General features: G+C 40.4%; 29 protein-coding genes. 1 reads left to right on the plus strand and 28 read right to left on the minus strand.

Annotated features, from left to right (window positions below):
- Window positions 1-24: 24 nt before the first annotated feature.
- The 7 genes from resA to HBHAL_RS11410 form a co-directional block, all read right to left on the minus strand.
- Complete coding sequence (gene resA / locus HBHAL_RS11380; RefSeq protein ID WP_014643567.1) at window positions 25-579, minus strand: thiol-disulfide oxidoreductase ResA; 555 nt, start codon at window positions 577-579, stop codon at window positions 25-27.
- A gap of 53 nt (window positions 580-632) precedes the next feature.
- Entirely contained in the window at window positions 633-1,361 is a 729-nt protein-coding gene (locus HBHAL_RS11385) for a pseudouridine synthase (protein WP_014643568.1), read from the minus strand.
- 139 nt (window positions 1,362-1,500) lie between these two features.
- Complete coding sequence (locus tag HBHAL_RS11390; RefSeq protein WP_014643569.1) at window positions 1,501-2,016, minus strand: spore maturation protein; 516 nt, start codon at window positions 2,014-2,016, stop codon at window positions 1,501-1,503.
- Window positions 2,013-2,603: a nucleoside recognition domain-containing protein gene (locus HBHAL_RS11395; protein WP_014643570.1), complete on the minus strand. Its 591-nt coding sequence runs from the start codon at window positions 2,601-2,603 to the stop codon at window positions 2,013-2,015. Before HBHAL_RS11395 ends, HBHAL_RS11390 begins: the two co-directional genes overlap by 4 nt.
- A complete protein-coding gene (locus HBHAL_RS11400) occupies window positions 2,591-3,682 on the minus strand; it encodes a D-alanyl-D-alanine carboxypeptidase family protein (protein ID WP_014643571.1) in 1,092 nt (363 codons plus the stop codon). The genes HBHAL_RS11395 and HBHAL_RS11400 overlap by 13 nt, the downstream gene beginning before the upstream one ends.
- Window positions 3,683-5,273: 1,591 nt before the next feature.
- A complete protein-coding gene (scpB, locus tag HBHAL_RS11405; protein ID WP_014643572.1) occupies window positions 5,274-5,855 on the minus strand; it encodes an SMC-Scp complex subunit ScpB in 582 nt (193 codons plus the stop codon).
- Complete coding sequence (locus tag HBHAL_RS11410) at window positions 5,846-6,601, minus strand: segregation/condensation protein A (protein ID WP_014643573.1); 756 nt, start codon at window positions 6,599-6,601, stop codon at window positions 5,846-5,848. The genes scpB and HBHAL_RS11410 overlap by 10 nt, the downstream gene beginning before the upstream one ends.
- A gap of 146 nt (window positions 6,602-6,747) precedes the next feature.
- Here HBHAL_RS11410 and HBHAL_RS11415 point away from each other — a divergent pair, with 146 nt between their 5' ends.
- Entirely contained in the window at window positions 6,748-7,215 is a 468-nt protein-coding gene (locus HBHAL_RS11415; RefSeq protein ID WP_014643574.1) for a DUF309 domain-containing protein, read from the plus strand.
- Window positions 7,216-7,258: 43 nt separating this feature from the next.
- Here HBHAL_RS11415 and HBHAL_RS11420 read toward each other — a convergent pair whose 3' ends face one another.
- The 21 genes from HBHAL_RS11420 to spoIIM all read right to left on the minus strand — a co-directional run bounded on the left by HBHAL_RS11420 (window position 7,259) and on the right by spoIIM (window position 23,865).
- Window positions 7,259-7,624 (minus strand): GNAT family N-acetyltransferase, encoded by a 366-nt coding sequence (locus HBHAL_RS11420; RefSeq protein WP_014643575.1) that lies wholly within the window; start codon window positions 7,622-7,624, stop codon window positions 7,259-7,261.
- Between the two features lie 274 nt (window positions 7,625-7,898).
- Window positions 7,899-8,351, minus strand: a complete 453-nt coding sequence (locus HBHAL_RS11425; RefSeq protein ID WP_014643576.1) for a site-2 protease family protein — start codon at window positions 8,349-8,351, stop codon at window positions 7,899-7,901.
- 20 nt (window positions 8,352-8,371) lie between these two features.
- Window positions 8,372-8,806: a peptidylprolyl isomerase gene (locus HBHAL_RS11430; RefSeq protein ID WP_041601341.1), complete on the minus strand. Its 435-nt coding sequence runs from the start codon at window positions 8,804-8,806 to the stop codon at window positions 8,372-8,374.
- 6 nt (window positions 8,807-8,812) lie between these two features.
- The gene (gene lysA / locus HBHAL_RS11435) at window positions 8,813-10,117 is read right to left on the minus strand and encodes a diaminopimelate decarboxylase (protein WP_041601342.1); all 1,305 of its coding nucleotides are present in this window, start codon (window positions 10,115-10,117) and stop codon (window positions 8,813-8,815) included.
- Window positions 10,118-10,229: 112 nt separating this feature from the next.
- Entirely contained in the window at window positions 10,230-11,675 is a 1,446-nt protein-coding gene (locus tag HBHAL_RS11440; protein WP_051005642.1) for a spore germination protein, read from the minus strand.
- A 54-nt stretch (window positions 11,676-11,729) separates the two neighbouring features.
- Window positions 11,730-12,080 (minus strand): stage V sporulation protein AE, encoded by a 351-nt coding sequence (gene spoVAE / locus HBHAL_RS11445; RefSeq protein WP_014643580.1) that lies wholly within the window; start codon window positions 12,078-12,080, stop codon window positions 11,730-11,732.
- Window positions 12,077-13,093, minus strand: coding sequence for a stage V sporulation protein AD (gene spoVAD, locus HBHAL_RS11450; protein WP_014643581.1), 1,017 nt, complete (start codon window positions 13,091-13,093; stop codon window positions 12,077-12,079). The genes spoVAE and spoVAD overlap by 4 nt, the downstream gene beginning before the upstream one ends.
- A gap of 12 nt (window positions 13,094-13,105) precedes the next feature.
- Window positions 13,106-13,564 (minus strand): stage V sporulation protein AC, encoded by a 459-nt coding sequence (gene spoVAC, locus HBHAL_RS11455; protein WP_014643582.1) that lies wholly within the window; start codon window positions 13,562-13,564, stop codon window positions 13,106-13,108.
- Between the two features lie 29 nt (window positions 13,565-13,593).
- Window positions 13,594-14,004, minus strand: coding sequence for a stage V sporulation protein AB (locus tag HBHAL_RS11460; RefSeq protein ID WP_014643583.1), 411 nt, complete (start codon window positions 14,002-14,004; stop codon window positions 13,594-13,596).
- Complete coding sequence (locus tag HBHAL_RS11465) at window positions 13,991-14,608, minus strand: stage V sporulation protein AA (RefSeq protein ID WP_014643584.1); 618 nt, start codon at window positions 14,606-14,608, stop codon at window positions 13,991-13,993. The genes HBHAL_RS11460 and HBHAL_RS11465 overlap by 14 nt, the downstream gene beginning before the upstream one ends.
- Before the next feature lie 102 nt (window positions 14,609-14,710).
- Window positions 14,711-15,457 (minus strand): RNA polymerase sporulation sigma factor SigF, encoded by a 747-nt coding sequence (gene sigF / locus HBHAL_RS11470; protein WP_014643585.1) that lies wholly within the window; start codon window positions 15,455-15,457, stop codon window positions 14,711-14,713.
- 13 nt (window positions 15,458-15,470) lie between these two features.
- A complete protein-coding gene (gene spoIIAB / locus HBHAL_RS11475; RefSeq protein WP_014643586.1) occupies window positions 15,471-15,911 on the minus strand; it encodes an anti-sigma F factor in 441 nt (146 codons plus the stop codon).
- A complete protein-coding gene (spoIIAA, locus tag HBHAL_RS11480) occupies window positions 15,896-16,261 on the minus strand; it encodes an anti-sigma F factor antagonist (protein WP_014643587.1) in 366 nt (121 codons plus the stop codon). The genes spoIIAB and spoIIAA overlap by 16 nt, the downstream gene beginning before the upstream one ends.
- A 91-nt stretch (window positions 16,262-16,352) precedes the next feature.
- Window positions 16,353-17,528, minus strand: a complete 1,176-nt coding sequence (locus HBHAL_RS11485) for a D-alanyl-D-alanine carboxypeptidase family protein (RefSeq protein ID WP_014643588.1) — start codon at window positions 17,526-17,528, stop codon at window positions 16,353-16,355.
- A 350-nt stretch (window positions 17,529-17,878) separates the two neighbouring features.
- The gene (locus tag HBHAL_RS11490; RefSeq protein ID WP_014643590.1) at window positions 17,879-19,180 is read right to left on the minus strand and encodes a pyrimidine-nucleoside phosphorylase; all 1,302 of its coding nucleotides are present in this window, start codon (window positions 19,178-19,180) and stop codon (window positions 17,879-17,881) included.
- A 27-nt stretch (window positions 19,181-19,207) separates the two neighbouring features.
- Complete coding sequence (locus tag HBHAL_RS11495) at window positions 19,208-20,029, minus strand: purine-nucleoside phosphorylase (protein WP_014643591.1); 822 nt, start codon at window positions 20,027-20,029, stop codon at window positions 19,208-19,210.
- A 10-nt stretch (window positions 20,030-20,039) separates the two neighbouring features.
- Window positions 20,040-21,218, minus strand: coding sequence for a phosphopentomutase (deoB, locus tag HBHAL_RS11500; protein ID WP_014643592.1), 1,179 nt, complete (start codon window positions 21,216-21,218; stop codon window positions 20,040-20,042).
- 95 nt (window positions 21,219-21,313) lie between these two features.
- The gene (xerD, locus tag HBHAL_RS11505) at window positions 21,314-22,201 is read right to left on the minus strand and encodes a site-specific tyrosine recombinase XerD (protein ID WP_014643593.1); all 888 of its coding nucleotides are present in this window, start codon (window positions 22,199-22,201) and stop codon (window positions 21,314-21,316) included.
- Window positions 22,202-22,208: 7 nt separating this feature from the next.
- Window positions 22,209-22,427 carry a YqzK family protein gene (locus HBHAL_RS11510; RefSeq protein ID WP_041601343.1) on the minus strand — a complete coding sequence of 73 codons (219 nt, stop codon included), beginning with the start codon at window positions 22,425-22,427 and terminating at the stop codon, window positions 22,209-22,211.
- A gap of 196 nt (window positions 22,428-22,623) precedes the next feature.
- Entirely contained in the window at window positions 22,624-23,103 is a 480-nt protein-coding gene (fur, locus tag HBHAL_RS11515; protein WP_014643594.1) for a ferric iron uptake transcriptional regulator, read from the minus strand.
- A 123-nt stretch (window positions 23,104-23,226) separates the two neighbouring features.
- On the minus strand, window positions 23,227-23,865 hold the full coding sequence (gene spoIIM, locus HBHAL_RS11520; RefSeq protein ID WP_014643595.1) for a stage II sporulation protein M: 639 nt from the start codon (window positions 23,863-23,865) through the stop codon (window positions 23,227-23,229).
- Between the last annotated feature and the right edge of the window lie 90 nt (window positions 23,866-23,955).

A 23,955-nucleotide genomic window follows, 5' to 3' on the forward strand; every position in this document is an offset into this window, starting at 1 on the left:
AAACCTCACAATATCAAGTAAACTCTACTCCTCAGGTACAATCTTCTGTAAATGGCCTTCCAATTTACTTAGCGTAAGTGGGCCAATTACTTTCTCTACAATTTCACCTTCAGAGTTGATGAATAAAGTCGCAGGGAGATTGCTCACGTTGTATAAATCCATAACCTGTCCGTTTTTATCTTGTAAAACCGGAAAGCTTAAACCGTATTGGTCTATAAAACTCTGTACGACTATTTCAGTGGAATCGAGGTTAACTGCCAGGATTTCTACCCCTTTTTCTTTAAATTCAGGATACAATTCTTCCATATACGGCATTTCATCTTTACAGGGACCGCAGTACGTGGCCCAGAAATTAACCATAACTCCTTTTCCTTTTAAATCATTTAAGGATATACTCTCCCCGTTACTTCCAAATTTCTTCAGTTGAAAGTTAGGAGCTTGCTCTCCTTGAGCTATCACGGACTTTTCTTCTTTTGCGTTGGAAATAAGGGCAAATATAACCAACCCAGTCATTACGGCAAGAATTACGGTACGAAAAACGAGCCTTTTACGTTTTTTCTTTAGTGTTTGTTCCTTCATATCATTCACTCCCAACTCATTATAACATTGATTGGAAACGGAAAATTTGAACGTTATTCAACATTTTTTTCTGCAAGCTGTCGAAGCTGTTTAACTTCATGAGGTTTTAATGGACGTGAGTCTCCAGCGTTCATTCCACGTAAATCAAGCGTACCGTATCGTTCACGCTTAAGCTTATCGACAGGATAACCAAGAGCTTCGAACATCCGGCGTACTTGACGGTTTTTTCCTTCATGAAGGATGACCTGGATGATCGCACTGTTCTTCTTCGGATCAGAAGAATTAATCTTGGCGTGAACAGCCTTTAAGTACTCCCCATCAATATTTATTCCTTTTTTTAATTGCTGAAGCTGTTCACGTGTAGGAATCCCTTTTGTTTTCGCGATATAAACTTTATCAACTTCATGCTTTGGATGCATAAGAAGGTTGGCAAATTCGCCATCATTTGTTAAAAGAAGCAAGCCGGATGTATCATAATCAAGCCTGCCGATTGGAAAGATCCTCTCATCCACTTCCGGCAGATAATCCGTCACCACTTTACGGCCTTTATCATCGCTTACACTTGAAATCACGCCACGTGGTTTGTAGAGCAAATAATAAACCGGAGCCTCTTTCACAATTGGTACTCCTTCTACCTCAACATCATCATTCGAACTCACTTTTGTTCCAAGTTCCTTAACTACTTCACCATTCACTTTAACCTTTCCATCTATAATCATTTGTTCTGCTTTTCTACGAGAAGCTACACCTGCATGGGCGATTACTTTCTGCAGTCTTTCCATTTCCGCCATCTCTGGTCACCAACCTTTTCACTCTTTAATCTATACACAACAGGAAGCCACGCTGATGTATTCCAGCGCGGCTTGTCAGCTCCTTAACATTATACACATTATAGCTACATTTGCACAAAAAGTCATCCTATCAACTAAATAGGATGACTACAACTACTATAGAAGCTATTATACCAACCAGATCGGCCAATAGTCCAACCTTTAAAGCATCTCCCATTTTTTTAATTCCCACGGCCCCAAAATATATAGTAATGATATACAATGTCGTATCCGTACTCCCCTGCATGACTGAGGCCAGCTGTCCGATAAATGAATCCGGTCCGTATGTTCGGATGAGCTCGGTTGTCATGCTTAAGGCTGCCGTACCCGATATGGGGCGTATGAAAGCAAGAGGAAGAATCTCTTCAGGAAATCCTACCGCTCTTGTTACAGGTTCAAAAAGTTGTAAAATAGCTCCCATAGCTCCGGAAGCTTGAAAAATAGCAATTGACACCATCATCCCTAATAAAAAGGGAAGTAATGATATAGCAATTTGAATACCTTCTTTACTGCCTTCTACAAACACCTCATAAGCAGGAACTTTTTTTAGAGTTGCTGTAATAAGTACAATTAATATAATCCCTGGAATTAACCATATGCTGATCATGTTCTCATCAACCTTTTTCTGCGATAATAAAAATATCGATCAATTAAAAGAGCAGCACATGTGGAAATTATAGTGGCCAGAATAGTTGCACCTACGATGCTGGTAGGGTCTTCTGAGCCGTACTTCATGCGTATAGCAATCACGGTGGTTGGTATTAAAGTAAGAGAGGATGTATTGATAGCTAGTAACGTTATCATAGACCTGCTGGCTTCCTGAGAGTCTGACAATCTCTTAAGTTCATTCATTGCTTTTAAGCCCATGGGAGTCGCTGCATTTCCCAGTCCGAAAATATTAGCTGTCATATTTGAAAGAATATAACCAAGAGCTGGATCGTTTTCCGGAATATCTGGAAAAACTTTTCTTACAAAGGGTTTGAATAACTTAGCTAATCCTCTAAGCAATCCTGCCTCTTCCGCGATTTTCATAAGTCCCAGCCAAAAAATAAGTACTCCAGCAAGGCTCAGCGCGATCATTACAGCTTCGTCCAGGGTAGAAAAAATCGCTTTGTTCACAGCCTCCATCGTTCCGTTAAAGGCTGCATAAACAATTCCTATAATAGCTAGCAGGGCCCAGATTAAGTTGACCACGGCACCACCCCCGTAATCCTGCCAAGAAAACTTTTTATTCCGGATATAAGGGATTTCTTAGGTCGTTCATGCCATACAGATGCCTGGACAAGAGGAGTCTCTCCCACCATAAATTGACGTATACCTGCTAGATTGTCCTGTTCTACTCCATTATATCGATAGAAAGTTGCTTTTACCTCTTCTTTTTCAGCTGCAGTAAGTGGGAAGTAAATGTCACGAGGCAAGTAGTAGCTTTGGCCATTGGTTTCAACTGTACCTTCGGATTGAAGCTTAACCGTTTCAAAGTTGTCAAATCCCCACTCAAACATTCGCTGATGATCGTTCCAATCGTCTGGTGCATTTAACGTTACAGCAATTAGTTCCATGCCGTCTTTCTGAGCACTGCTTACGAGGGTTCGCCCTGCTTTCTTAGTAAATCCAGTTTTCCCTCCATTTGCAGGTGCGTAGTATTTAGTTAATAATTTATTTTTGTTCATCCAAGCATAGTCTCTGTTTTCAGAACGGAAGGATTCGCTTCCTGTAACTTCTCGGAAGGTTTCATTTTTCATAGAGTAAGCCATTAATAGGGCAAGGTCATAAGCACTTGATAAGTGCTCTTCACCATCCAGACCGTGCGGATTCTCAAAGTTACTGTTATTCATACCGAGCCAAAGAGCTTTCTCATTCATCATTTGTGTAAAACCTTCCAAACTTCCGCCTACATGCTCAGCAATCGCCACCGCTGAGTCGTTCCCTGAACGCAGCATTAAACCATAGACTAAATCCTTAAGAGGTATCTTCTCATTCTCGGTTAAATAAATTGAAGAACCCTCTGTATGTACCGCTCGACTGCTTACTTTTACTTTCTCCTCCATCTTCCCTGATTCAATTGCTATAATAGCAGTCATAATTTTAGTTGTACTAGCGATCAGGGACGCCTCATAAGCATCTTTTTCGTATAATACGCGGCCTGACTCAGAATCCATCAATACCGCATGCTCAGCAGAAACGGATAAGTTTGGATTTGCCTGTACTGGATTACTTATAAGAAATGATATAACCATTGCTAACCATAAAGAAGATAATATACGCTTTTTCACCGGGGGACCCTCCCTGTTTTCGTCATTTGTTTTACCTTATGCTTCCCGGTACAAGCTTATGAGTACTAGCCACCTGCAACTAATAATCAAGCTTCCTAAGCTAATGGACTGAAGAAAGAAGTTTTTTTCTCTTATTTTTTGGCTCTTTTAAAGTTTAATGATTCTTCATAAGAGCCTTATTACGCAATAGGGCCGGTTACTGTAAAACTCAGTTTCGAGATAGTGGGTTAGCTTAAAGGTCCTGCGGGGGACGATTTCGCTTTCCGGCCCTGCACGACGCAGGGTCGTTCGACGTTGCCACAGGACGTGGCGATCTTAGTCGAACATCCTTTGTGGTAAGCTTCCTCAGGCTTCGCCTTCCGGAATCTTACCGATCATGTGTATCCCACAGGAGTCTTCATCGTCCCCCTCCGGACCGTGCCGAATCAGAAACTCGAAACGACTTAAGATAACTTCTTCATGATAAGCAAAAAGAGCATTTGAATATGGCTGTTATCATGCTATAAAGATGTGAAATAGCCTGTCATATAAGAATTTAAGGCAAGTTATGGTGGAAAGGATTCTCTCTTTTCGAAGGGCCAGTTCATCCTAATAAAGATGGGCTGGTGGGGAAATGTCGATACTCCCCGTTTAAAAGCGGAAGCACCTTGGTCAGCGGCGTATGGACTGGACTGAGCTGGCGGAGATAAAGGAAACACGAAGAGCGTAGCGATTCGATGTTGACTTATCGTACAGAAGTGAGGGAAGTCTCACTAGACGCTAGGTGCTGGAGCTGGATAGCACTTCATGCCGTTTAAGCATTGGCTTATGACTCCATCTATCATGAGTGTAAGAACAGGAGAAGGAACTAGGTGAGATCTCGCAGGGAGTGAAACGAGCGAGGAAGATCATGGTAAAAGGAGGATCGACTAAGGTCGCCACGTCCTGTGGCAACGTCGATCGACCCTACGTCGTGTAGGGCCATAGGAAAGTGTTCAAATGTGAAATCACCCGATAGACACGACCAGCATAAGCCGACCATCAAAAGGATGGCGGTTTTTCCATCCGTTGATGAGCGGCTTATGACTCGAGTGTCTGGGTGATGGAACAAGACGAGCTATTTCCCCACCAGCCCTCTTCCATATACAGTAACGGTCCCCAACTATCTCGAAATCAAGTCTTCAACAAACGGGAGCTTTACCTTAAAATCAACACGGAAGTTTAACAGATCCTATTTTTTACAGTGGTTTTGTTAAAGTTTATTGTTGATTTTTCATTAGAGGTTATTACACAATAGGGCCGAATTGCTTAAGACTCAGTTTCGAGACAAATCAGTTCTGTTACAGGGGACAATAAAATTTTTCATCTACATGTTTTAGACAGGGCTGGAAAAAAAGGTGATTAAACCATGAATAACTACTTGGAATAATATCCTTACGATAGTTGGATCCATACATATTTATATGTACGAGCCTAAATCCATAAAAATGCGGCTTCACCTCTAAAATTTAGAGATGAAACCGCTTAGATATGCATGCTTATTTTAAACTATTTACTTAACAGCTTGAGGCTGCTTAATATAGACCTTCTTCTTTTCTCATAAATTAAGATTCTACTCATCCGTTGCAGTAAAATTACCAAAGAAAAGGTCCGCTTCTTCCTCTAAATTTTCTGCTTCTTTAAGTTCTGAAAGCGGCGGCAGCTCACTTAGAGAGGTAAGTCCGAAATATATTAAAAAGTCCTTCGTCGTACCGAAGAGTACAGGTCGGCCTATAGCTTCTTTTCTTCCTTTTTCCTCAATTAACCCTCTGGTAACAAGAGTCTGCACTGCTCGATCACTTTTTACTCCTCTAAGATCATCAATTTCTATCCTAGTAATAGGCTGCTGATAAGCAACAATGGCAAGTGTTTCAAGAGCGGCCTGGGAGAGGCGAGTATTCCCTGGCGAATCGATCATCCGCTTATAATAAGGGGCATGTTTAGGTTTGGTGGTCAGATGCAGAACCCCATGGGAGTCCATGATGGTAATGCCTCTTTGCGCACTCTCGTAATCCTGTTTTAATTCTTCTAATATATCATTTAATTCTTTTTGGCTTATTTCGAGAAGGGTACCTATTTTTTTGCGGGTTAAACCTTCATCACCGGAGGCGAACAGTACCCCTTCTACGATGGCTTTGTATTCCTCTAACTCCATGGTGCATCCTCCATTTTAAATACAATTAATTCCTCAAAGTGCTGCTGCTGCACACAAACGATGTCATTACTTTTCATTAATTCCAAGATAGCCATGAAAGTAACGACTATGTGCGGGCGGGATCGTTTTTTAAATAACTGATAAAATGAGGTTCCACCTTCTTGCAAATCAACTTGAGTCAAAATTTCTTCCATTCTCAATTGAATAGGGACTTCATCCCTTTTTATTTTGGTTTCTTGAACTTGTTCATTTGCATTGCTTCTGGAAAGCATTTTACTCATAGCATGAATCATATCATAGATAGACGCCTCCCCTGGCTTAATAGCAGGGGCCTCTCCTTGAACCTCTTCCTGGCGCATAGGCGGGCGGGTGTATATTCTATTTGCTTCTACTTCTTTTTCTTTTAACCCTTCAGCTGCCTGTTTATATTTACGGTATTCAATCAACTTTCTCATAAGATCTTCGCGAGGATCTTCTTCTAAGCTTTCGTCATCCACTTCCTCTAGGGTTGGGTTAGGCAGCAGCATCTGACTCTTTATGGCAAGCAGCGAAGCAGCCATCACTAAGTATTCACTGGCAAGATCTAACTCTAATTCTCTCATCGTATGAATATAATTCATATACTGATCGGTTATTTTAGAAACCGGGATATCATAGATATCGATTTCGTAGCGATTCACTAGATGCAAAAGAAGATCCAGCGGTCCTTCAAATCCATCTACTTTAACTTGATAGCTTTTAGTCATCGTATTCTTCCTTTGTTGTTATCAATTGACGATTATCATCGTATCAAAAAATGTTGAGTAAGTGAATTGTACACTACGGCTTGTGGTTCTGTTCATCGGTCGTTTACAATAATTATTGAAGTGAAAAGATTGCGGAGGTATCCAGTATGTACCCTGAGAAGTATATAGAGTTTTTAGCTCATTTTCATGGAACGAGAGATTATTTTGAATGCCATGAAGTGCTTGAAGAACATTGGAAATTAGTTGAACCCAAGAACCGCCTCTCTGTTTGGGTTTTACTCATACAAATAGCCGTTTGTCTATACCATTACCGAAGGGGTAATCTTCGAGGAGCACTTACCCTTATAAATAGATGCTTAGAAAAGCTTGAACCTAACTTTTATCATATCGAAAATGTAGGTATCTCTTTTTCTTTATTATCCAATAAATTAGAAGAAATGAAAACACAAATCGAGAAAGGTTATTCTTACAAGAGTATGAACCTTCCTATTAAGGATGAAAAGTTGAGGGAAGAGGTTCAAATCTTATGTAGAAAATGGAATGTAGCTTATGGAAGCCCGAGTAATTTACAAAATAACTATTTAATTCATAAACATAAATTAAGAAAAAAATAAAAGTGAACACAAATAAAGGAGATGTCTATGGACATCTCCTTTCCTATACTTGTGAAGAAGGTCTTTGTGTTTCACACTTTACCACAAATGACTCCGTAGCTTCATCTGCACAAATTTCATACTGACCGCCGAAATTCTCTTGAATTCGTTGGATCATTTGTCTGCCAATACCTGAGTTTCTGTGGGATGGGTTTACAGATACATGCTGAATTATCACTTTCCGACCTTCCACTCGAATTCCAATGGTCCCAAGAATATCTTCTTCTTTCCATAAGAATAAATTCCAATTTTCATTCGTCTCATATTCTTTTATGATTCCTTGAAGCATTTTCAAATCTGATACCTCAGGCATAAAGGACAAGAGACCCATTGCAATCTTTTCAAATGATTTTTTATATCGAATTAACATAGTTACCCCTCAATTATGAAAATAACTTTTCTTAATCTATTCTTTAGAACGGCGACGCTAATCCTTATAAAGCCGCAAGAGTTTTCTCACCAGCAAGAGCTACTGCACAATTCCAAACCAGTAGTAAATGCCCCAGGCAAATCCTAGTACAAGCAGAAAAATAAACAATGTCCAATTCTTCTTTCTCATTCAGCTTCCCCCGGAATGTTTGGTTTCACATACAAAATATAGAATAACAAATTCACTTGAAGATGCAACCCTTTGTAACAACACTCTAAGACTTGACCGACCTAAAGTATTGAAAGAAACGGTAGCCATCTGATTTTACACCTTTGATATAAAAGGGAAAACTATTCGTTATGGCAAGATATCCGTTAAACAAGCAGAAATAAAAGAATCCTTCCGGTTGCTCTGTCACTGGGCGCAGAAAAAGAAGAGAAGCCACCATTCCATTTAACAGAGGCCCCCCCATACTTATCCAGGCTTTCTCTTTAAACGAAAAAGATGGAGTCTTCTCGTTGATTGAGCGGCCGCCGTTAAAGAAAAATATACGTACATATACTTGCAGTTTTCCAACACGGAATTTGTATATCAGCCTGCCTGCTCCTATAATAATATAGGATTTTTCCGCACGAAAAATCATTGCGAACAGTACATGACCCATCTCATGTATAAATAGACCAAGTGGAGCTATTAAGAAGAGCAGGAGAAAAACATCGACAACCATGAATGTCTTCCTTTATTCGATTACTTGTCTTCGACTCTAACCTTGTGCATTACATCACCAGGACGAACACGGTCTACTGTATCGACACCTTCAACCACCTGTCCAAATACTGTATGACGTCCATCTAAGTGCGGTTGTGGAGAGTGGCAGACAAAGAATTGACTTCCCCCTGTATCTTTACCGGCATGAGCCATAGATAAAGTACCCCGTTTATGTTTATGCGGGTTATCTTCTGTCTCACATTTTATAGTATAGCCAGGACCTCCCGTTCCATTTCCATTAGGATCTCCGCCTTGTATAACGAAATCGGGGATGACACGGTGGAAGGTCAATCCATCGTAAAATTCACTATTCGCAAGTTTTTCAAAGTTTTCTACCGTTCCAGGTGCTGCCTCATCATATAATTCTATTAGCATTTTTTCTCCATTTTCAAATTCAATTGTTGCTTGTTTCATATCTTTCTACCCCTCTCTGTGCAAATAAGATAAATCTAACCTTGTCATTTCCTGATAACTTTCTCTTCGGACAACCAACTGATGGTTGCCATTCTCAACAAAAACAACAGCTGGCTTTTGAAAGCGATTGTAATTGTTTGCCATAGAATAACCATACGCTCCCGTACTAAAAACTGCAAGTAAATCCTTATGTTCGACTTTCGGAAGTTCAGTCTCCCAGATTAGCATATCTCCCGATTCACAACATTTTCCAGCAATAGCGTATTCTTGATGGCTTCGTTCCTTCATTTTGTTAGCTAATACAGCTTCGTACTTTGCTTGATATAGCGCTGGACGGATATTGTCTGTCATTCCTCCATCCACGGAAACGTAAGTTCTGATTCCTGGCACCTCTTTTATAGACCCAACTGTATATAACGTAATTCCAGCTTCCCCTACGATTGCCCTGCCTGGTTCAATCCAAATTTCAGGAATAGGATAATTGTAGTAGGTAGAAAGATTTGTCACTTCCTTTATTAAGGAGTGTACATATTGGTCCAGGTCTAACGGTTGATCTTCTTCCGTATATTGAATACCAAATCCTCCCCCTAAATTTAAGACGGATGCTTGGTAGTCATACTTTTCAGACCAATCATTAAGAGCTGAAAAGAGTTTACGCGCAGCCATTTCAAATCCACTCGTTTCAAATATTTGCGAACCAATGTGGCAGTGCAGCCCCTTCATGTTTATTCGACTTGCGTCCCTAACTTTTTGAAAGGCTTCTTCTGCTTGACCACTGGACATATCAAACCCAAATTTTGAATCCTCCTGACCAGTCAGGATGTAATCATGAGTATGTGCTTCTATTCCTGGAGTTACACGAAGTAGAACGTCCATTTCCTTTTGCTGTTCTTGCAGAATAGCATGAAGCAGTTCAATTTCATAGAAGTTATCAACCACGATACAGCCTATATTATTCTCAACCGCCATTTCCAGTTCCTGAATACTTTTATTATTTCCATGCATGTGAATCTTTTCAGCAGGAAAACCAGACTCAAGGGCCGTATGAAGTTCCCCTTCTGATACCACATCAAGGCTTAACCCTTCTTGATGAGCTACTTCAAGCATAGCAATTGATGAAAACGCCTTACTCGCATAAGCTACCTGTGCAGGTATATCATAATCCTTAAAGGTGTTTACAAACGCCCTGGCATTTGCTCGCATTTTATCCACGTCATATACATATAAGGGAGTTCCATACTGATCGGCTAAATCTTTGGCCGCAATGCCACCAATCAGAAGCGCTCCTTGCTGATCTGTTTCATAATTCATAAAAAACACCGCCTTTTGTAGCTCTTAAAAAGAAAATGCTCCTTCATAAAAGGAACATCTCTCGAGTTGATTTATTTTAATTTATCACATTGATAAAGAACCGGCAATATAATTACGACCTTTGTCTCTGATTATTCTGGGGATGAACAATGCTCGGTCTTACTTTCAAGGAAGGCATAGACATCCGTAAAACAATCTGAAGTGCTGCTTTAGCGTTAAATGGAAGAAACGGCCAAAGATAAGGAGTGTTTAGAGATTTCGTATGAGCAAGTATTATTATATACAGGGTCATACCAATCATAAATCCTTTTATACCAAACATAGCGACAAATATGACAAGCAGGACGCGGGACATTTTATTCGCGACAGAAAGCTCGTAGCTGGGTGTAGCGTATGAGCCTATAGCACTGACAGCGACATATAATATTACTTCGGGTACAAACATCCCGACATCAATAGCAATTTGTCCTATTAATACGGCAGCAATTAAACCCATTGCCGTAGATAGTGGCGTAGGCGTATGGATGGCTGCAATTCTGAGCATCTCAAGTCCTAAATCCGCTAATAAAATTTGTATGATCACTGGTATCGTACTTTCTTCATTAGGTCCAATAAATGATAGCTGCTCGGGTAATAAGTCCGGCTGCATAACAAATAGCATCCAGAGAGGCAGCAAAAATACAGAAGCAAATATCCCAAAAAAACGGACCCACCTTACGAAAGTCCCGACAGCCGGTGATTGGCGGAATTCTTCGGCGTGCTGGACATGATGAAAATAAGTAGTTGGAGTAATGATCATACTCGGGGATGTATCCACCATAATCACGACATGCCCTTCAAATAAGTGCGCGGCTGTAACGTCTGGTCTTTCCGAGTATCTTACGAGCGGAAAAGGGTTCCGTCCTTGATGAACAAGAAATTCTTCCAGTGTTTTGTCAGCCATGGATAGCCCATCAATCTTAATATTTTTTATTTCCTTCTTAATGAGCTTCACAAGTCCCGGGTCTGCTACATCTTGAATATACGACAAACAGATATCTGTTTTCGAACGTTCTCCAACTTGCATGATTTCATGCCTCAAACGCTCATCACGAATTCGCCTTCTAGTTAGAGCGGTATTTTCAATAATATTCTCTGTATAACCATCCCTGGATCCGCGAATAACTTTCTCTGTGTCGGGTTCCTCTGGTGTTCGTCCGGGATACGATCGAACATCTACGATGAAAGCTTCTGTTTCCCCTTGTACGAAGATTACAACTAATCCTGATAATAATTGAGTGATACATTTCTCAATTGAAGAAACCACTTCAACTTGCTGGTGAGGAATCTCATCTTTGATCTGCTGAAAAACCGAGCGCATCTCGCTTTCACTTTCAAATTCATTCATTTCGAATAGCTGTCTCATCAGTTCCACGATAATAGGCGTTTCACATAAGCCGGTAACGTAGTAAAGATTAACTTCATGATTTAGCAGATGCAACGTACGAAAACCTATATCAAATGATTGACCGACACCCACCCGTTCATTCATTACTTTACGATTTTGTTCTAGTTTCATCACAATTGGGGTTTTGCACGGCTCACTCAAAGATGTCACCTCCCTAATCAATTTCTATCCTTTCGGTTTAAAAAAGACAGCTACGATAAAACCGAATAATATGGCTGATGCGATACCTGCTGATGTTAACTCAAAAATACCAATAGCTATGCCTATAATGCCATGTTCATCCGCTTGTTCCATAGCCCCATGTAAAAGCGAATGACCGAAGCTTGTAATTGGGACCGTTGCACCTGCGCCCGCAAATTCAATCAAATTATCATATAAGTCAAATGCATCGAGCACCGCACCGGCTACTACGAAAGATGACATGACGTGGGCAGGAGTTAATTTCGCGAAGTCAAGTAATAGCTGCCCAATCACACAGATTCCTCCACCTACCACAAAAGCCCATAGAAAATTCATCGAGAGGTTTCTCCTTTCGTTAAAACTACAGCATGTGCGATACCAGGGATGGATTCTTTCTGCTGTATCATCATAGGACTCATTAAAGCTCCAGTTGCGACGATTAATATACGCTGGTAAGTACCCAGCTTTAAATCATCGAGTAACTTTCCATAGGTAACGACGGCCGAACAGGCACATCCGCTTCCCCCGCTAAAAACGGGCTGGTCACTATGATAAACCATTAAACCGCAATCCTTATGAACAGGTGTAATATCATAACCATCCTGCTTCATTAAATCACGTAGAATTGGTGTTCCTATTGAAGATAAATCCCCAGTAGCAATGACATCATAATCTTCCGGTACTCTTCCCATATCCTCCAGGTGGGTTTTAATTGTATCCCAGGCAGCGGGAGCCATAGCCGATCCCATATCAAATGGATCTTTAATTTTGTAATCCATGACTTTTCCAATAGTAGCTGCTTCAATTTTTACTGGAGAAGGCGTCGTCGATACTAACGCTGCGCCACTTCCTGTTACCGTAAAGGTTGCCGTCTTAGGTTTTTGTCCTCCATATTCAGTTGGGTATCTAAACTGCCTTTCTGCCGTGGCATTATGTGAGCTTACTGCCACTAATGCCTGTTTTGAGTAGCCAGATTCTACTAAAGCTGCAGCTGTAGCTAAGGTTTCCATGCTGGTAGAACAGGCACCGAACATACCAATCAAAGGGATTCCTAATTGTCTGGCAACATAGTTGCCCGTAACGTTCTGGTTCAATAAATCACCTGCTAAAAATAAATCAACACTCGATTCGTCTACTCCTGCTTTTTGAAGACAGGAATGGACAGCATCTATCATCAAACGACGTTCCGCCAGCTCCCAGTTTTCTTCTCCGCAGTGAAGATCATCATGAACACGATCAAAAGTGCTGCTGAGTGGCCCCTGTCCTTCTAGAGGACCTACTGCGGTACCTGAAGATTGTATATAAACTGGATTAGTAAAAGACCATGATTGCACGCCCGTTTTTCCCATAGTATATTCCTCCTAAAAGATAAGCGACCAAAGATAACGTAATATACCTAGCACATAAGCAGCTACTACTCCAAACACAATGACAGATCCCGCCAGTTTAAATAAGTTTGTGGCTACACCTAGAACCAGCCCCTCACTCTTATGCTCAAGTGCTGCAGATGTAACTGAATTAGCAAATCCGGTCACTGGAACGGCCGAGCCCGCACCTGCAAACTGTCCCAGTTTATCGTAAACTCCGAAGCCTGTAGCCAGTGCAGACAAAAGAATTAACGTAGCTACAGTGGGGTTGCCTGCATCCTTTTCAGAGTAATCAAACCAATGAACGTACATTTCTGTAATCAATTCTCCAAACACACATATTAGTCCCCCTACAATGAAGGCCTTAATTACATTAAGTACATAAGGAGGTTTAGGTTGATAAGTTTTACTCGCCTTCTCATAATTCTGTTCGTTCAGTTTTTGTTTGTCCAAAGCATATACCTCCTCTATTTTATAAGTGGTTATCGAACAAAGACCAGCCACTGAAAAAGTGATCCGGCAATTTTACCTAGAACGAGAGCCATAAGAAGAGTAAATAAAAAACCATCTACACCGACTCTTTTAAATAAAAGTGGAAATACATTCAATACTTCTGTTAATGCAGCTGCCAGCATTCCAATAAAGATTCCGTGAAAAAGCCCCCAGATCACAAGACCAATGATAGATACTTGTATGGGACCATCGCCAAACGATAAGTATATTCCAAAGAATACTCCCAGAATAACCGCTGCCTCATACAAGCGCAGCTTAGACTCTGAGTGGCTAAGCTGCATTAATCGAGGTACAATCCCTAATACAGTTAAAAAAGCAACGAAACCGGTCCCCACAGCTATACCTGAGGCAAGTCCGATAAGTGCTTCAATGATCTGCATCCTGTTTTTCCACCTTATTTTCTTTTACAGCTACGTACCGATCTAAATCTTGCTGATAATTGAAGATTTCTACTTCCATAGGACTTGGTTCTTCGTTAAAACGTTTTTGAAACCAATGATTAAAGAACAGGATCATCCCTATTCCAAGCCCCAGAGAATAAGGAACTTGAATCCATAAAGGATGTTCTTTCTCTTCTCCCGTGAGCATGAAATGGAGTTTTTGCTGTACAGATTCCATGCTTACGTCATAATGAAAGTTCATAATGGCCATGGCGGCACCGATAAAAAGAAGCACCCAAATCCCTGAAATCAGTAAAAGAGAAGGTTGCTTTTTATGCTTTTCAATGTGAACGACACATTGGGTTGGACCGAGCAGTTCTACTTCTACTTGGGGAAACTTAGAAAGAACTTGTTCAATAATCATGAAGCCATCAATAACTACTATGTTTTGGTCATCAGCTTTCACTTTGTGAACAACCATATTTGGTAACACAGTTTCGTAACGTCTGGATCCAGTGATACGAGCTATATCTCCTAATCGTATCGTCGATAAATGGTCTGTATTTATCGATTGTTTGATACGGATATAAACAGGAGTCGTCATAATTTCGCCTCCCTGTCTGTGACTTACGCTTATTATGTGTGCGATTGGAAAAAAACATACAATTGCATACAACAAAAAAACTGCGCTCTTATTGAACGCAGTTTAACTCGTATCATTCATCGTCTGTTTCATATCAGCCAGTATTTTTTTCTCAAGCCTTGAAACCTGCACCTGAGAAATACCTAAACGTTCAGCTACTTCCGTCTGGGTTTGATCTTTATAGTAACGCAAGTAGATTATCAGCCGTTCCCTTTTTTCAAGCCTGCTTAATACATCCTGAAGGGTAATTTGCTCAAACCAGTTATCTTCTTCTTCTGCAATTTGGTCAACTAGCGTGATAGGGTCTCCTTCATTTTCATAAACCGTTTCATATATAGATTGTGGAGATCGTCCAACTTCCTCCGCCTGGACGATTTCCTCTCTCGTCATTCCCAGAGCTTCAGCCAATTCATTCACTGTAGGGGATCGTCCATAAACCTTCATTAATTCTTCTTTTTTTCCTCTGACTTTATGGTTCAATTCTTTTAAACTCCGACTGACCTTAACGGTTCCGTCATCTCGGATAAACCGTTGAATTTCTCCAATAATCATAGGAACAGCATACGTGGAAAAACGAACATCATAACTAAGGTCAAATTTATCAATTGATTTGAGCAAGCCGATACAGCCAATTTGATAAAGATCGTCTTGATCATATCCCCTGCGTAAGTAACGCTGCACGACCGACCATACCAATCGAGTGTTTTTTTCGACTAAAAAGTCCCGTGCATCCTGGTCTCCGGCTTGACTTCTTCGAATCAGTTCTTTGACATTATGGTCAGATAAGCGTTCTTTTGTAGTATCACTCATAGTAGCATCCGCCTCAATTGCATAAAGCTCTAGTTGAGGTGAGCTGCTTCATCATACGGATTGTTGTCCCACTATCTGGTTCAGAAGTGACATCCACCTTATCCATGAAATTTTCCATAATTGTAAATCCCATACCGGAACGTTCCCATTCAGGTTTTGAAGTGAAGAGAGGCTCTTTAGCTTCTTCAATGTCGCTGATTCCTTTGCCTTCATCTTTTATAATAATTTCAATTTGTTCGCCCTCAATGGCACATGAAATCATAACTTTCTGATGCGGATTTTCCTCATATCCATGGATGATTGCATTTGTGACAGCTTCAGAAACAACCGTCTTAATATCCGTAAGCTCTTCCATTGTAGGATTCATCTGACTGATAAATGCCGCTACCGCCACGCGCGCAAGTGATTCATTTTCACTTACACTCAAGAATTCGAGTGTCATCTCATTTCGCATGAAGCCACCCCCAATAGTTCAAGAGCATAGGATTCGCTATCAACCAGCCTCATAATCTTAAACATCCCGGATAAATCAAATAACCGCCTGACTTCTGGAGATATAGAACAAATAATCATTTCATTCCCTGAAGCTTGAACCTCTTTATATCGCCCAAGCATAACCCCAAGGCCGGAACTATCCATGAAGTTAAGTTTTTCTAAATTAACAACTACATGGTCTACATCGTTCTGCTGCAGCTGGCCCCGCCAGGATTCGCGAAGCTTACTTGTCTCATGGTGATCAAGTTCTCCCTCAAAGCGAACTACCAAAACATTTTCTTTAGTAACAAATTCTACGCGAAGACTCAATTGGTTTCCTCCTCTAACTTATAAGAGTCCTTAAGTCTTTCGTAAAATCTGCTGCTTATTCCTGCTTAAAAACAATACTAGTGGCAAAAAGCTAAAACCTCTGAAAGCTCGTCAAATTCCTCCAGGAACGCTCCCATAAGTTGATAAAGCTTGCCTTCTCTACTTTCTCCTTTGTTTCTAGACGAACTTTGGCTACTTCTTTTCCATCTTTCTCAACGATGACCCATCCCATATGGTCTCCTCTGGAAAGAGGGAGTTCCTTTTGTTCCACCATTTTTATTTTAGTGTCATAAGCCTGTTCTTTCTCGGACTTTTTCTTGAGAATAACAACATCTTTTTCAGGAGAAAGTTTAATATTCTCAGGTTGTCCTCTAGTGAGCTTCATGGTTTTTAACGTATCTTTCTTATCATATAACTTGACTCCTTCATACTGCCCAAAGCCATAATCAAGGAGGCTTGTGATATCTGAATTACGATCTTTAGGTGTCTCCGCCCCCATTACGACCGCAATCATGTGCATGTCATCCCGTTTAGCTGAAGCGGTTAGACAATATTTTGCTTCAGAAGTGTAACCCGTCTTTAAACCATCCATACCAGGATAGGATTTTATTAACTTATTTGTCGTGACCAGCCAGAATTCGTTATCCTTGCCTTTACGTAAATAATCATCATAGATACTTGTATATTCAGTGACTTCATCGTGTAGTAAGAGTTCGCGAGCCATTACAGCCATATCATGGGCTGTACTATAATGTCCTTTTGCCGGGAGTCCGGTAGGGTTTTCAAAATGTGTGTTTTTCAGACCTAAATCTTGTGCTTTTTTATTCATTTGATTAACAAACTCTTTCTCAGAACCCGCGATCCGCTCCGCCATGGCTACACTTGCATCGTTACCAGAAGCTACAGCTATTCCCTTTAACAAGTCCTGAACAGTCATCTCTTCACCAGCTTCTAGAAAAATTTGTGATCCTCCCATTGAAGCCGCATGTTCACTGATTCTTACTTTTTCCTCCAGACTAATATTCTCTTTTTCCAATGCTTCCATTATAAGCAGAAGAGTCATTACCTTTGTCATACTGGCAGGAGGAAGTTCCTGATGGGCATCTTTTTCGTAGAGCATCATTCCACTATTTTTTTCTAACAATATGGCTGATTTAGCAGAATCCACCAGATCGGGCGCAGATTTTTCTTCTGCTTTTATGGATGCTGGCTGTAAAATACTTAAAGTTACCATTAAAATAAGGATGGAGCCGATGAGTTTTTGCATACAATTGACCTCCAATTTCTGTAAGTGCCCCTATTTTTCCCTTTATATGGTTTTCTATACAGAGTTATAGGAAAAGAAAAACAAGGCGCAGAAATAATATTCTACACCTTGTTTTTAACATTTTATTCTTCTATTTGATTCCTGTTTCAGCCAATAATCGCCTATTTATGGTTTTTAGGAACAATTAACCCATACAAGCATTCAAACTTCCGTCTCCTTTCTGTCCCCCCCCCAAACGTCAAGGGACTGATTTATGTATAATGCCGTTGATTAAATAAAAAAGTTCTCCACTATAAAAGGATAGCGAAGAACTCTGTTTCAAAATATGTGACTTTAAAATCTCAACAATTTTATTTAATCACTGTATAAATAAGCGTAGGTTTTTCTACTTTCTCATCGGCAATAGAATAAGCCTCTAATACTTTAGTAATGGATGCTTGAGGCTCTTCATCATCACTATTCAGAACAACTAGAGATTCTCCTTCTTCCACCCAATCTCCTATTTTTTTGTTCAAGGTAATGCCGACACCGTGATTAATCTCATCATCTTTGGTAGCGCGTCCAGCACCCAAGTACATAGCTGCAATTCCGATGGACTCTGCATCGATTGCAGCTATATAGCCGCTCTTCTCCGCTTTCACATCGATTTTGTGCTTGGCTTTAGGAAGGTTGTCTAAGTTATCGATCATCGATACATCACCATTTTGCGCTTCGACCAGATTCCGCAAACTTTGAAATGCCTTTCCATTTTCCAAATTCTTCGCCAAAGCCTCATAAGCTTCTTCATAAGAATTAAATACTTCCGCAAGAACGGTCATATGAGAGGCAAGTTCTAAAGATAGCTCTCTCAAATCCTCTACATTTTTTCCTTGCAGAATTTCAGCAGCTTCTTTAATTTCGTTGGCATTTCCAACTTCAAACCCAAGCGGCTGATTCATATCGCTAATGACCGCAACCGTTTGACGTCCAAGGTTGTTCCCGATATTCACCATTTCTTGAGCTAAATTTTTTGAATCTTCAAGGGTTTTCATAAAAGCACCAGAGCCCGTTTTAACATCTAACACTATGCCGTCTGCACCAGAAGCCAGTTTCTTACTCATAATCGACCCGGCTATGAGAGGAAGAGAATCGACAGTTCCTGTTACATCGCGCAATGCGTATAACTTCTTATCGGCAGGTGCCAGATTTCCAGTCTGTCCAGCTACTGCCAGCTTATGAGTATTCACATTATGGATGAACTGATCTTTTGTCATTTCAATTTCCAGACCCTTAATTGATTCCAGCTTATCCAATGTTCCACCCGTGTGCCCCAGGCCTCGCCCGGACATTTTTGCGACTGGCACCCCAACAGAAGCAACTAATGGACCTACAATGAAGGTAACTTTATCGCCTACACCGCCTGTTGAGTGTTTATCTACTTTATGTCCTTTGATAGCAGAAAGATCAATTGTCTCACCGGAGTCCACCATTGCTTGAGTCAATGTAGCTGTTTCTTCCTGAGTCATCCCTTGAAAGTAAATAGCCATCGTTAATGCCGAAGCCTGATAATCAGGAATATCACCTTGGGTGTACCCATCTACAAAGAAGTAGATCTCCTCTTTCGTTAGTTCGCCGCCATCTCTTTTTTTAACAATAATATCGTACATTCTCATTTAACTCACCCTTTACTATTTATGTCTTCAGGCTGGTAATGACTTTAAAAGTTCCTTAACAAATCCAAGGAAATCCTCTCTCACTTGAGAGGTGGTTTCAATAACTTCATCGTGAGTCAGAGGCTGATCCAATATTCCAGCAGCCATATTGGAAATACAAGAGATCCCCAGAACACGAATTCCTGCGTGACTAGCTGTAATAACTTCAGGTACTGTAGACATTCCTACAGCGTCTCCACCTAATACACGTAGCATTCGAACCTCTGCACCTGTTTCATAAGCTGGGCCTGTATTGCCTACGTAAACACCTTCCTGCACACTTAGTTCAAGTCTTTCAGCACTTTGTCTAGCATGTTCGATCAAGTCACGATCATAGGCTTCTGACATATCCGGGAATCGTGGTCCCCTTTCATCATCATTCGGACCGATAAGAGGGCTATCCCCCATGTTGTTAATATGATCCGTAATAATCATCAGATTACCAGGGTTAAAGGATTCATTAATCCCTCCAGCCGCATTCGTTACAAACAAGGTATCAATGCCGAGTTCTTTCATTACCCGGACAGGGAACGTAACCTGCTGCATATTGTACCCCTCGTAATAATGGAAGCGGCCTTGCATAGCAATGACTTGTCTTCCTTCCAATTCCCCGATAACCAATTGTCCCTTATGCCCGGACACGGTTGATTCAGGGAAATGAGGAATATCTCTATAAAGGATTGTTGTGGGGTTTTGAATTTCATCAGCCAGCACCCCTAAACCCGAACCGAGAATTAATCCTACGGTTGGCTGAACATTTAATTGTTTCGTTATATATTCTGAAGCTTCTTCTACGTGTAAGTGATACATAATGGGCCTCCTATTTAATATCGTTTAAAAAACTGGTTCCATGCTCCGGCATTTTAATCGAGAAATTGTCAGATATTGTGGCACCAATATCAGCAAACGTCTGACGCTGCTCTAATTCCTTTCCATCTTTAATTCCATTATGATAAACAAGTAGTGGGACAAGCTCTCTAGTATGATCCGTACCATGATGAACTGGGTCGTTGCCATGGTCTGCTGTAATGATCAAAAGATCATCTTCATTTAGTAGGTCTAGTACTTCTGGAAGACGTTTATCATAAGCTTCAAGTGCTTTACCATATCCTTCTGGATCACGGCGATGACCAAATTTCGCATCAAAATCGACAAGGTTTAAAAAGCTCATGCCTGTAAAGTCTTGTTGCATCGATTGAATAAGTTTGTCCATTCCATCCATATTGTCATTCGTACGAATCGCTTCTGTTACACCTTCGCCGTCATAGATATCGGAGATTTTACCTAAAGCAATTACATCTAGTTTTTCATCTTTCATTTCGTTCATAACTGTCCTTCCGAAAGGCTTTAAAGCATAATCATGACGGTTGGAAGTACGTTCAAAAGACCCTGGCTCTCCAACAAATGGCCGCGCAATTACTCGTCCAACCATATATTTCTCATCTAGTGTCAATTCGCGGCAAAGTTCACAGATCTCATAAAGTTCTTCAGGTGGTACTATCTCTTCATGAGCAGCAATTTGAAGCACAGAATCGGCGGACGTATAGATAATTAAATCACCGGTATTCATGTGATGCTCTCCCAGTTCTTTAATAATTTCTGTGCCGGATGCCGGTTTGTTTCCTACAATGCCACGCCCTGTTCTTTCTTTTATTTCACTCAGAAGTTCCTCCGGAAATCCATCAGGAAATGTACGGAAAGGCTGATCAATGTACAGCCCCATAATTTCCCAATGACCCGTCATCGTATCCTTACCATTTGATGCTTCTCTCATGGTTGTATAATGTGCTTTAGGCTGTTTTGAAGGCTCGACCCCCTGAATTTCTCTAATATTACTCAACCCAAGTGATCCCATATTCGGCATATTAAGCCCATTCATACGTTCAGCTATGTGACCCAGCGTATGGGCTCCTTTATCATTAAATTGTTCAGCGTCCGGGGCCTCTCCAATCCCCACAGAATCCATAACTACTAAAAATACTCTTTTAAATGGTTTCATTAACGATCCCTCCTATTTTTTACTTTCCCATAACTTAATTATTTTACGCTAATCTTTATAGATGTAGGATGTCAGACAACTAAAAACAAAAAAGTTTATGCTCGAGGATGATACGAGCGATAAACATCTTTTAATCGTGTTTTAGTAACGTGTGTATAAACTTGAGTGGTAGAAATATCAGCATGACCTAACATTTCCTGTACAGCACGCAAGTCCGCTCCATTTTCTAATAAATGTGTAGCAAATGAATGCCTCAGCGTATGAGGGGTGAGCTCTTTTAAAATTCCAGCATCGCGGGCAACCGCTTTCAGTATTTTCCAAAAACCTTGGCGTGACAGTTTATTTCCATGATGATTCACAAATAATTCTTCTGTCTTTTTATTTTTGACCAACGCCCCACGACCTTGTTCCAAATAAGTTTGCACTGCTTCCTTCGCCAAATCTCCTAGAGGAATAATTCTTTCCTTAGACCCTTTACCTAAACAGCGTACAAATCCCATCGTGAGATGGAGATCGCTTACTTTTAAAGAGACCAGTTCTGTGACGCGAAGCCCTGTGGCATAAAGCATTTCCAGCATCGCTTTATTTCTTAATGATAAAGGATCCTTCGTTTCCACATTAAGGAGTTTGTCCACCTCTTCAGATGAAAGTACTTTTGGCAGCTTTCGTTCTTTTTTTGGGGTTTCAATATGGAGACTTGGATCTTCATTTGTCACTTTTTCCCTGATTAAGAATTGATGATAGAGACGAATGGAAGACAGCAGTCTAGCCACTGTAGCAGAAGAACGCCCTTTATCATTCAAATCATGCAGGTACCTCATTATATGCGATCTTGTTACTTGATCCCAGTCTGATAGATTTAACTCCTGTTGTAAAAACTGCTGGTATTGCATTAGATCACGCTTATAAGATTGAATAGTATTCGATGATAGACCTCGCTCAACTGTTAAATAATGAAAAAAATCTTCTAACGCGTAATCCATGACCCATCTACTCTCCTAATTGGAAGAATATCGACAGTCGATCCGGCCAGTCCGGTTCCAGCGGCTTGTACACCTTTACTGCCGCGCCACTCGGTGGATCATATCGATGCTGCCTTTCATACTCCTCATGTACTAAACGAAGTGCCATATAAAAAACGCAAGTACATAAAGTAAATACAATAAGAACCTTAACTAATTCCTGTATATTTTGACGTAAATGAACCATCCCGCTACCCCTTTTCTAGAGCCTTTATGTAAAAGGATATGCCCAGATGGACGTCAAATATACATGATTGTTCTACCTACGATAAACCTACACGATTTCCGTCAGTTTGTAAATAGATCAAGACGTATCCCGTCTGTAGAAAATAAACGTCTACCAAAATAAAAAAGCCACTATGTGATTTCATAGCGGCAGTTTATTAATTTTCTTCGTTTCCCTTTGATGCCGAGGCGGCTACGGCTTGTTTCTGGCAGACGCGGCAGATCCCATGAAATGTTAAACGATGATCTTTAACCTGAAATCCCCATTGTCCTTCTACAAGCTTTTCAACGTCCCCTAATAAATCTTCCTCGATTTCCTCTACCGATCCACACTCTATGCAAACTAAGTGGTGATGAAAGTGCTCCGCCCCTTCTTTTCGAAGGTCATAGCGGGAAACTCCATCTCCAAAGTTTATTTTATCGACAACTTTCAATTCGGATAACAATTCCAGCGTACGATATACGGTAGCCAGACCGATTTCGGGTGCTTTCTCTTTTACGAGGAGGTAGACATCTTCGGCACTTAAATGATCTTCTTCATTTTCTAAAAGCACTCGAACAGTAGCTTCCCTTTGAGGTGTTAACTTATAACTCTGGGAATGCAATTGTTTCTTAATTCTCTCAATACGATGCTCCATATCGTTCGTCCCTCCCTCGTAATCAATTTAATTATAAGCAGAGTCAGAAGGAGTGTCAAATTAAAATTATTTTAATCTATGTTTTATAATCATTCTAAACTGAATATGATTATCACTACTAAATTAATGATAAATCCACTTCAACACGTAGTCAAGAACGGTATTTGAAAAAAATACTTCAATAGTAGAAGCTACGATCAGTATAAGCATTAATGCCCCAAAAAAAGCGCTGTAACGAACAAACCCTTTAAGGATGGGTTGATGCACTCTTCTTATAAACAGCTGCTTACAAAGCGTCAAAGAGAAAATCAGGGCCAGCGATCCAGCTATTAAGTATACAGGTATGATAAGTAAATTCTGAGGAGCTATAGCTGCTGAGGAGATCAACAGACCATACCAGCCCATCTGATTTACTAAAAACCCTACAGAAAACCCTACAACAAGTCCTTTAATAAATAATAGAACGGTAATAATGGGCATGCCAATAACAGAGATACCTAATAAAAACAAAAGAAGCATATATTTTAAATGGTAAAGGATGCTGTCCTTCCAAAGAGTAGCTTTTGAGGTTCCATTCATGGAAATATTTTGTTCAAAGAATTGTTTTAAGTAAAAAAAGAGATCCTGCTTTTGAACGAAATTCATGCTGTTAACGATTACCGCTCCGAATATAATTCCCATAATGAATAAGACGAATATAAAAACGAAAATATTTACATGGCTTTGTATCTCTTTCCCTGCCACCCGCATACTATTCTGCATGGAATCTCCATCCTTTCTCATAACCGGTCTATGACCAATCTATGAAGAAAAAGATAAAAGTAGACCATCATTCATTGTATTTAAGATCAA

The organism is Halobacillus halophilus DSM 2266 (genome assembly GCF_000284515.1).
GTDB lineage: Bacteria > Bacillota > Bacilli > Bacillales > Halobacillaceae > Halobacillus > Halobacillus halophilus.

Coding starts and splice junctions, on each gene's coding strand:
- resA (WP_014643567.1), bottom strand. CDS start 579: ATGAAGGAACAAACACTAAAGAAAAAACGTAAAAGGCTCGTTTTTCGT.
- HBHAL_RS11385 (WP_014643568.1), bottom strand. CDS start 1,361: ATGGAAAGACTGCAGAAAGTAATCGCCCATGCAGGTGTAGCTTCTCGT.
- HBHAL_RS11390 (WP_014643569.1), bottom strand. CDS start 2,016: ATGATCAGCATATGGTTAATTCCAGGGATTATATTAATTGTACTTATT.
- scpB (WP_014643572.1), bottom strand. CDS start 5,855: ATGGAGTTAGAGGAATACAAAGCCATCGTAGAAGGGGTACTGTTCGCC.
- HBHAL_RS11410 (WP_014643573.1), bottom strand. CDS start 6,601: ATGACTAAAAGCTATCAAGTTAAAGTAGATGGATTTGAAGGACCGCTG.
- HBHAL_RS11415 (WP_014643574.1), top strand. CDS start 6,748: ATGTACCCTGAGAAGTATATAGAGTTTTTAGCTCATTTTCATGGAACG.
- HBHAL_RS11420 (WP_014643575.1), bottom strand. CDS start 7,624: ATGTTAATTCGATATAAAAAATCATTTGAAAAGATTGCAATGGGTCTC.
- HBHAL_RS11425 (WP_014643576.1), bottom strand. CDS start 8,351: ATGGTTGTCGATGTTTTTCTCCTGCTCTTCTTAATAGCTCCACTTGGT.
- HBHAL_RS11430 (WP_041601341.1), bottom strand. CDS start 8,806: ATGAAACAAGCAACAATTGAATTTGAAAATGGAGAAAAAATGCTAATA.
- lysA (WP_041601342.1), bottom strand. CDS start 10,117: ATGAATTATGAAACAGATCAGCAAGGAGCGCTTCTGATTGGTGGCATT.
- HBHAL_RS11440 (WP_051005642.1), bottom strand. CDS start 11,675: ATGAAACTAGAACAAAATCGTAAAGTAATGAATGAACGGGTGGGTGTC.
- spoVAE (WP_014643580.1), bottom strand. CDS start 12,080: ATGAATTTTCTATGGGCTTTTGTGGTAGGTGGAGGAATCTGTGTGATT.
- spoVAD (WP_014643581.1), bottom strand. CDS start 13,093: ATGGGAAAAACGGGCGTGCAATCATGGTCTTTTACTAATCCAGTTTAT.
- HBHAL_RS11460 (WP_014643583.1), bottom strand. CDS start 14,004: ATGCAGATCATTGAAGCACTTATCGGACTTGCCTCAGGTATAGCTGTG.
- HBHAL_RS11465 (WP_014643584.1), bottom strand. CDS start 14,608: ATGACGACTCCTGTTTATATCCGTATCAAACAATCGATAAATACAGAC.
- sigF (WP_014643585.1), bottom strand. CDS start 15,457: ATGAGTGATACTACAAAAGAACGCTTATCTGACCATAATGTCAAAGAA.
- spoIIAB (WP_014643586.1), bottom strand. CDS start 15,911: ATGCGAAATGAGATGACACTCGAATTCTTGAGTGTAAGTGAAAATGAA.
- HBHAL_RS11485 (WP_014643588.1), bottom strand. CDS start 17,528: ATGCAAAAACTCATCGGCTCCATCCTTATTTTAATGGTAACTTTAAGT.
- HBHAL_RS11490 (WP_014643590.1), bottom strand. CDS start 19,180: ATGAGAATGTACGATATTATTGTTAAAAAAAGAGATGGCGGCGAACTA.
- HBHAL_RS11495 (WP_014643591.1), bottom strand. CDS start 20,029: ATGTATCACTTACACGTAGAAGAAGCTTCAGAATATATAACGAAACAA.
- deoB (WP_014643592.1), bottom strand. CDS start 21,218: ATGAAACCATTTAAAAGAGTATTTTTAGTAGTTATGGATTCTGTGGGG.
- xerD (WP_014643593.1), bottom strand. CDS start 22,201: ATGGATTACGCGTTAGAAGATTTTTTTCATTATTTAACAGTTGAGCGA.
- HBHAL_RS11510 (WP_041601343.1), bottom strand. CDS start 22,427: ATGGTTCATTTACGTCAAAATATACAGGAATTAGTTAAGGTTCTTATT.
- fur (WP_014643594.1), bottom strand. CDS start 23,103: ATGGAGCATCGTATTGAGAGAATTAAGAAACAATTGCATTCCCAGAGT.
- spoIIM (WP_014643595.1), bottom strand. CDS start 23,865: ATGCAGAATAGTATGCGGGTGGCAGGGAAAGAGATACAAAGCCATGTA.